Origin of the sequence: Candidatus Effluviviaceae Genus V sp. (assembly GCA_014728125.1) — a bacterium.
In the GTDB taxonomy this organism is placed as follows: domain Bacteria; phylum Joyebacterota; class Joyebacteria; order Joyebacterales; family Joyebacteraceae; genus WJMD01.
Window position 1 is genome coordinate 25367 of sequence record WJMD01000068.1, and the last position, 8416, is coordinate 33782.

Annotated in this window: 5 protein-coding genes; all 5 read right to left on the reverse strand. The window is 69.6% G+C overall.

The genetic code is table 11. From position 1 onward, the window contains the following. Positions 1-8: 8 nt before the first annotated feature. Positions 9-3320: a hypothetical protein gene (locus GF405_03855; protein ID MBD3367299.1), complete on the reverse strand. Its 3312-nt coding sequence runs from the start codon at positions 3318-3320 to the stop codon at positions 9-11. After that, a complete protein-coding gene (locus tag GF405_03860) occupies positions 3317-4285 on the reverse strand; it encodes a hypothetical protein (protein ID MBD3367300.1) in 969 nt (322 codons plus the stop codon). Before GF405_03860 ends, GF405_03855 begins: the two co-directional genes overlap by 4 nt. A gap of 62 nt (positions 4286-4347) precedes the next feature. Continuing rightward, positions 4348-5166: a hypothetical protein gene (locus tag GF405_03865; GenBank protein MBD3367301.1), complete on the reverse strand. Its 819-nt coding sequence runs from the start codon at positions 5164-5166 to the stop codon at positions 4348-4350. Positions 5167-5180: 14 nt separating this feature from the next. Continuing rightward, positions 5181-5990, reverse strand: a complete 810-nt coding sequence (locus GF405_03870; protein MBD3367302.1) for a hypothetical protein — start codon at positions 5988-5990, stop codon at positions 5181-5183. Between the two features lie 9 nt (positions 5991-5999). Beyond that, the coding region (locus GF405_03875) for a T9SS type A sorting domain-containing protein (GenBank protein ID MBD3367303.1) at positions 6000-8416 on the reverse strand (2417 nt) is incomplete at its 5' end.

The window sequence follows — 8416 nt, forward strand, 5'->3', positions numbered from 1 at the left end:
GCGCTCCCTCAGAAGTACGCGCTGACCCTCAGGTCGGCCGTCTGGACGGCCTCCCGTCCCTCGCGCCGCTCCCCGGTGTACGAGAGCGTCGCCGTCAGGTAGCTGTTAACACGGTAGTCGCCCGAGAGGCGCCAGAGCGTCGTCCCGCCCGGTCCCCGGCCCGCGCCGAGGTAGAGCGGGAGGTCGTCTGCGTCGGTCTCCACCTCCGCGCGCGTCACCGAGGCGATCAGGGCGCCGCGGCCGCGGAATCGCCAGGTCAGGCCCGGCGTGATCTCGTAGCGTCTGAGCGAGACACCCTCGACCTCCTCGTCCTGGCCGCCGACGAGTGCGGTCAGGCGAAGCTCGACGTCACCGAAGCGGCGCAGCGACATCTCTCCCTCGACCGTCCGCTCGTCGATGCGGTAGCTCTCGATCGCGCCGTCCGACTCCCGCTCCCGTCGTGCGGCTTCTCCGAGGATCCGCCACGTCAGGTCGTTGGAGGGCGACAGTTTGACGTCGACCGCGGCGCTTCTGACGGTCCTCCGCTCCGGAGCGTTCTCGAACTGACGGTCGAGCTCGTCCCTCGTCTCGACCGTCAGACGGGCCGAGGCCCCGCCGCCGGCCGACACGTATCGCACGGAGTGGCGCGAGATGATGTCGCCCTCCACGGTGTCGTCGCTCTGGATGACGCCGGGGTCGAGCCGGTAGAGCCCCCACCGGTCGTCGGTCGTCGTACTCTCCTTGAGCTTGACGTCCGACCGGACGCTCAGGGAGGACAGGAGTCGCCGGAGGGGGGTCGCCTCCGGCAGCCTTCCCCGGCCCGCCCGTCCGTCGACGCGCCACCCGGCGACGGCCTCGAGTTCCGTCACAGGGAGGTAGTTCCCCGTCGAGATGATCCTGGTGACCTCGACGCCGTCCTCCTCCGTGACGTACTTCTCCTTCTCCTCGACCTCGGTCGTCGTCACCGTGTACCTGAGCTCGCCCTTGAAGAGCCCTCCCCCCGAGCTTCCAGCGAGGCGCGCCCTGACGAGGTCGTGTCGGGTCCCGGGGTCCCCGGATGCGCCCTCCTGCTCGGAGCGCCGTCTGCGGGCGAAGATCTCAGCCGACAGACGGCGTCCGCCGTCCCACGTGAGGCGATACTCCTCCGTGGTCGTGGTCGATGCGCTCTTCCAGACGCCGGCGTCGCTGCGGTCGGTCACGCGGTGATCGTACGACACGTGACCGGAGAGTCGCCCGCCGCCCACGACACGGAGCTGCCCGCCGAACTCGTCGTAGCGTTCGCCGTCGCCGTCGGTCGTTCGCCGATCGCGGGCGTAGCGCAGTCCCGGTCGAAACGTGCCCCCGGCTCTGTCGAGAGCCGCCCGGTAGAGCCGTCTGGTCCGGTCCTCACTCCGCGCCGCTCCATCGACCGACACGTCGACCAGACGGCCCATCGCACTGAACTCGACGCCGTCGAGCGGGCGCCCGGAGGCCGCGAACTCCGACCGCGAGGTCGATACATCGTCGCCCCGCCGGAGCGCGGCGTGCGACAGCGAGAGCTCGCCGCCCTCCGGGAAGCTGAGTTCCGCGTCCCCGCGGGCCATCGCCTCGCCGTCGGGGAGATCGAGACCCGTGAGCTCCCACCGCTCCTCGTATCCGACCTCCCGGAACCGGCCGGGCGCCCGGAAGGCTCCCGCGACACGGCGACCCGACAGCGAGGCCGTGAGCGTGCCTCCCGCGAGCCATGTGAGCGGAGCGGTCCGCGTCCCCGCTGAGAGCGACGCCGCGTTCCCGACGTTGTCGTCGTCATCGAGATCCGAGAGCGTGTTGGCATCGTAGCGTGAGACGGCGCCCTCGGCCTCGACCCAGCCGTCGGGGCCGAGCGATCCGGCACCGTTCACCGCGACGATGTCGTGGGCGACGGGGAGCGGGAGTGACTGCCCCAACCGGTGGGTCCCCACCCCCTCGCCGACGTGGACGTAGTAACCCCCGACGTAGTCATACTCGTAGGCGCCGCCCTCGGAGCGCTCGAACGCGAGGTCGAAACTCCCGGAGTCGCGGCCCGCGTACTCGTAGATGCCCTCCGCCAGCCGTTCGTAGTCGCCGAGCCCGGGGCCGACGGAGTCCACGCCGGCGTCGAACGCCTCGAGCGGATCGTCGCCCGCCTCCGCGAGGATCGCCCGTTCGTCATCTCCGATGACCACGCTCGACGGCGACCCGCTGTCGTCGGCCTCGCGGAGCCAGGTCACGCCGAAGAGCCCCTCGTCGCCGAACCCGCCCGAGATCGCATAGAGATCGCGGGTGAACGCTCCCGAGGCCGACTCGTAATCGACTGAGATCTCCGTGTCGGCGGTGATCGGATTGGTCTCGGTGAACTCGATCGCGCCGGCATCGTAGTCGATGACGTAGTCGTTGTCGCGTCCGCGCCGTGCGCGTTCGCCGTCGATCCACACGCGCTCGCTCCCGGCAACGACCGGGTCCCCGGACCCGAGCACATACTGCCCCTGCTTCCCCTCGACGCCGCGGAAGGTCACGCTGGCGAACTCGCCGTCGGCGCGCGCCCCCGCGAGAAGGAAGCTCCCGGGCCCGAGCCGTCCCTCGACCTGCGCGCCGGTCAGCTCCCTTTCGACCGTCGCGAACACCGACCGTCGGGTCGACAGCACGAGATCGCCCAGTGTCGCCCGCCCCTGCGGGCTCTCGAGTTCGACAAGCACCTCGTCGAGCGCCCGGAGCTCCTCGGTGTCCCCCTCGGGACGGAGCGGCGTGTTCTGGTCGGAAAGGTAGGCCCGCACGGAGACATCGCCGGCGATGCGGCCGACGGCGTTGATCCTGAGCGACTGTTCGAGGGTCGGGTCCCGGTTCGAGCCGACAGTGATCCCGAAGGTCTTCGATCCGTCGACCCTCAGGTCCGGCCCGATCGCCGGCCGGTCCTCCGTCGCCTCGGCGACGATCACCTGAGCCGCCGTTGCCTCCTCGGGAAGGGAGCCGGCGCTGTCGAGAAAGGCCGTTCTGAAGACCGCCCGCGACGCGCCGGGAAGGTACCGGTAGGAGAGCCGGACGGCCGCCGAGTCCGGGGCGTCCGCCATCAGCCGGAAGCGGCGGGTGCCTGCATCCAGCAGATACGCTGTCCCCCGCTCGAGTACGCGGCCCTCGAGGCGCACCGTGTCGGTCCCCGCCACCACGAGTGTGTCAGGCAGAGCGAGCCCGCGGCGCGCGTTCCCGGCGCGCGTCTCGATGACGCGAAGACCGCCGACAGCGACGACGGCACCCGAGCCGTCGGGCCCGCCTGCGGGACCGACCGCGGCCGTGCAGGCTGTCGCGAGAAGGAGGAGGCATTGGAAACAGAGGATCGCGCACTTCACCGCGTGCCAGACCTCCGGACGTGGACCGGGCGGATGATCGCAACATCTCCCTCTCCCCCGTCGAGCACGACGACCTCCCCGTCGCCGCCCCGCGCGATCGAGACGGGCTCAAAGCCGGGTGCGAGCTCATCGAGCTCGAGGACGCTCGTGATCGATGATCCTGGGGGATCGAAGGCGAGGACGCGACGGTGCCGTCGATCGGCCACGAGGAGGTTCCCGTACGGGTCAAAGAGCACGTCGACCGGGTCGAGTGAATCGGGAGCGGTAGCGACGCCGAGCTCGGCGCCGAACTGGTCGAAGAGAAGAACCGCTCGCCGGCCCCGGTCGGCCACGGCCAACGAGCGGTCCGGAGCCACGGCCGCGGCGACCGGATCGACCAGTCCGCCCTGACCCGTGCCGAAACGGCCGAAGGGCTCGAGCGCCTCATCGAACTGCGAGCGCACGAGGACCGTCTGGGAGTCGGTATCGACCAGGTAGAGTTCGCCGGCCGGCCCGAGCGCGATGCCGACCGGGGTCCCGGCCACACCCTCTCCGACCTCGACGCCCACAAAGTTGCCCGACTCGTCGAAACCGACGACCCTGCGATTGCCCTCGTCGAGCACCGACACGCTGAACCCCTCGACGACGGCCAGGTCGGTCGGACCGTCCAACCGCCCGTCCTCCCAGCCGAACCCTCCGAACTCGCTGACGAATGCGCCGTGTCGCTCGTACAGGCCGACGACGTGGCGGCCGGCGTCGGCGATCAGGATCCGTCCCCGGTGATCGACGGCGACGGAGGACGGCGACACCATCCGCTCCGGGGACAGCGGCTCGACGACGCCCACCGGCTCGAGTGCGAGGATGCCTGGCGGAGCCGCACGAGACGGTTCGCAGAGCGAGGGTGAGAGAAACGACGTGAGGAGAACGGCGAGAAGCACGGCCCCGCGGCGCAGCGGCGTGCGGACCGTGAATGCGGCGTGTGTCATGGTGTCGGACTCCAGACCACGAGTGGGGACTGAAGGTCGTCCGAGGGGCTCCGTGGGGTTCGCTAGAAGGTGATCTCGAGCGTGGCGCGCCCGCCGACCTTGCCCCGGGAGAAGGTCGGGGACACGCTGACCCGCGCGCTCGCTCCCCCCTCTCCGAGGTTGAACCGCCTAGCCATCCATGCGCTGTCGATGGCCGACAGGGCGCGGTTCAGCACGGCCAGCCCGGTCATGTAGAACGCCCGTCGATCCGACTCGCCGGCCGCCTGCCTGAGCTCGCGGTAGTGCCTGATCTCGTCGACGCTCCCCCATTGCCAGGCCTCTTCGCCGAAGTAGCCGTTGGCCGCGAGGTACGCATCCTGCGCTTCGAGGTCGTCGGGATAGAGGCTCCTGGCCTCTCTGCGGATGTCCTCGTTGTAGCTCGACTGTCCCTCGCTCTGAAGATAGTCGCCGATGTCCGCGTAGTAGGCATCGCCGGCGCCGTCGGGGACGCCGAGGGTCGACTGCGCGTAGTCCTGGTAGTCGTCGATCCGGAGGTCCTCCTGGATCCTGAACGAGGCGTAGCCGATCCAGATACCGGCCTCGGCCGCCATGAAGAGTCGGCCCCTCTCCGGATGGCCGGCGTAGATCTCGCCCCATCCCGGCACAGCGAGCGAGAGCAGAACGGCGATCATGGGGTTCTTCTTCTCGACCGCCCCGGCGGAGCGCCCGGACGTCCACTCGTTCGGGACCTCTGACGCCATCTCGCGGAGCGTGACGTCGTCGTCGAGACAGAGACCCGAAGCCCTCAGACCGGACGCCGTGCAGTGGTCGTCCGCGGACGCCGGGCCCGTCAGGGCGCCGAGCGCGATCACGGCGCATGTCAGGAGGATCGCCGATCGCATTCCACGTCTCCTCGCTAGAAGGCTCCGACCACGGAGCACCTGATGCCGTCGCCGCGCTCCGTCACGTCGAAGATGACGCCGGTGCCCGGCCGCGCCGCGTGGCCGTCGTCGCCGCCGCCCCGACGCGAGGTCAGGAACGCGTCGGCGGCGCTGACGATGTGGTTGAGGAACGCCGCCGTCATGAAGTACCTGGCATTCCTGAGGTTCCGGTTGCTGTCCTTCCGCATGCCCCAGTAGTCTCCCCGGATGGCGAGGTCGTCTTCGCTCGGCTCGGCTCCGGGGACGCCCTCGTCGCCGTCGATCTCCCACCAGGGCCAGTAGACCGAGTACTTCCCTATGTCCTCATAGTACTCCTGCGAGCCGTATTCCGCCAGTGGGCGGCATCCCTCCGGACAGTCTCCCTCGCAGTCCGTGCAGTACTCCTCGTAGAAGTCGACGTACGCCTCGTAGTTCCACTCATCGCGCGCGTACGCCTCGTACTCGTCCCGGATGTCGAGCCCCTCCTGATTGAGCGCCGCGAAGGCCACCCAGAAGGCCACCTCCGCCAGGAGGTACGCGTAGCCCCGCGTCTCCCCCTTGAGGAGCTGCCCCGTGCCCGGAACGGCGAGCGACGCGAGCGTCACGAGACCGGTCGAGCGGCCTTCCGCCTCCGCGGGCTGGCTCGCGGCCGCGACCAACTCGTCCCGAACGTCGAGTGCCGAGACGAGCGCCAGGTCGGCCTCCGGCCGCTGCTCGCGAGCGACGAGCGAGCCGCCGGCGCTCGCCGCGGGGGCGATGAGGACCGCACAGAGAAGGAAGACGGCGGTTGAGCGCGGAGCAGACAACAGGCCCCCCTAACGGACGACGGCGACTTTCATCAGCTTCGTCTCTGAAGCGGCGCCGGAGAGCGCGGTACCGCCCGGTTCAAAGGCCACGATCCGCACGACGTAGAGCCCGCTCGGAACGTCGACGGCGTTCCAGACGACCTCGTTGGCCGTTCTGGTGCCGACGACCTCGTAGGAGGCGACGACCTGTCCCGTCACGTCCATGATCTCGATCTCGACGTCAGCCTCACGCTCGAGATGAAAGCGGATCGTGATGTCCTCGCCGCGGGCGGGATTCGGATAGCAGTAGGTCCGCTCCTCCGCGAGGATGGCGCCGTCGTCCGGCTCGCCAGGTGACACGAGCGTGTCGGGATAGGCGCCGCGTCCGTCGGGCGTGGCCCCCTCGGTCGGCCAGACGAACGCGCCTGGCTGCGAAGCGTACGGCAGCCGGTGGAACAGAATACGCCCGGACGCGCCGACCGACAGGAGGTCGAGCTCACGGTCGTCGTCGGCGTCGCCGATCCACGGGGTCGCCCTTCCTGCGTCCGACGAGACAGGCCACCCGGGAAGAAGGTCCCCCGTCAGGCCGTTCCACGCGAAGACGTTCCCGCCCGGCGAGAGGGCGACCACGTCGATGGCGCCGTCGCCGTCGATGTCTCCCGCGAGCGGCGAGCACGGGGCCGCGACACCCACGCTGTCACCGGGCGCGAGTTCGAGCGGCCACTCCTCAACGAGAGCGCCGTTCCAGCGGTATCCCCTGACGCGTGAGTCTCCGGACGCTACGAGGATCTCCAGCAGCCCGTCCTCATCAAGATCTGCGAGCGCGGGCCGCGCCGCGACCTCCCCGGAGATCCTCACGGGCCAACCGTCGAGCTCCACGCCGTCCGCGCCGAGCACGTGCAGCCAACCGTCGTCGAGGGCCAGCACCGTCTCGAGACCGGGACGGCCGCGATCGACGTCGCCCAGCACGACACGGCCGACTGCTCCCGGATCGATGTCGACATCCGGTGGCCAGCCGGCGACGGGCGCGCCGTCACCGTTCATGGCCACGACCCAGCCGCGGTTCGTCGTCGTGAAGACGAGCTCGTCCAGACCGTCGCCGTCGACGTCGCCCGCTGCCATCGAAACGTCCTCGAGCACGAGGTGGCCGAAACTGTGCGGCGACCCGGCTATGTGCTCACCGTCGGCCCCGAGAACCGACACGGCGCCGCCTCGAGACGCCACGGCGATCTCGAGTCCCGGCTCATCCGAGAGGTCGGCGGCCAGCGGAGCGCACGACGCGGCCCCGTCGATCGCGATGCCGTCGAAGGCGCCGTGCACGTCGGCCAGGCCGACGCCGCCGGAGTCTGTATGATCCCAGACGTGCAGTGTGCCGGCGGCGGTCGCGACGATGACCTCGAGGTCGCCGTTCCCGTCGATGTCGGCGAGCGCCGGCGGCTGTTCGACGGCGCCCGAGGCGTGGGCGAACTCGCCGAACGTCCCGCAGAGCGGCACGACCGGAGTGCCGTCGACGCGCCACGCGTAGACGGCACCTTCGGTCGTCGCCACCACGAGCTCGTCGAGCCCGTCTCCGTCGAGGTCGGCGATGCGCGGCGCCGCGACGACCGGCTCATCGAGATCGACCGGCCAGCCGTCCTTCCATCGGTTGAACCGGACGTCCATCGTCATGACGGTGTCGGCATCGGAGATGCCCGTGATAGACAGGTACGTTCTGCCGCCGAGGTTGTTGTCGGTCGACGGATACGTGTCGAACGAGAACGAGTCGTTGTTGGCGGCGTAGAAGGGGTCGTACGCGTTCCCCGTCCAGTAGAAGCTGTTCCAGTTGCCCAGGTCCCAGATCCCGTCGGCCTCCTCCACGGCCACTCCGAGACGGTGCCGGTCCGAGTTCACGGTGTCGAACGGCATCAGTCCCGGGGTCACACGCGTTTCGTCGATGTGGTAGATGAGAAGCCCGGGACCCGGCATGAGGAAGTCGTACTCGTGGTTCACGGGACAGATCGGAAGCGGACAGTCCGGGTCGACGGGTCCGAGAACGACGCCCCGCTCCTGCTCGATCGCGACGAGATTGTCGCCCCCCAGATCGTCGAGGCGGTTCTCTACGAGGAAGTACTCGTCGGAGGTCACGGGGATCTTGAAGAGGCGGTAGCCCCCTCCCCTTGCCGAGGAGGCCTTGACCTCGACGTCCTCGATGTCGTCGAGCAGGACGACGGGGTCGAGCCATCCCATGTACTCCTTGGACCAGGCGCAGGGAGCGCCGGGGATGAGGCCGTACGCGTATCCCCACGGCGTCGACATCCCGATCCGGCCGCCGGAGTCCATGATGCCCCAGTCGCCGATTGCCGGAAAGAAGTTGCCCGTATTGTAGAGGTCCGGGAGACCGAGGATGTGACCTACCTCGTGCGCCAGCGTGCCGTTCAGAACGACCGTGAGCCCGTCCTGGCTCGACG

Bases quoted from the DNA above. Each gene is read 5' to 3' on its own strand.
- GF405_03860 (MBD3367300.1), bottom strand. From the start codon at position 4,285: ATGACACACGCCGCATTCACGGTCCGCACGCCGCTGCGCCGCGGGGCC.
- GF405_03865 (MBD3367301.1), bottom strand. From the start codon at position 5,166: ATGCGATCGGCGATCCTCCTGACATGCGCCGTGATCGCGCTCGGCGCC.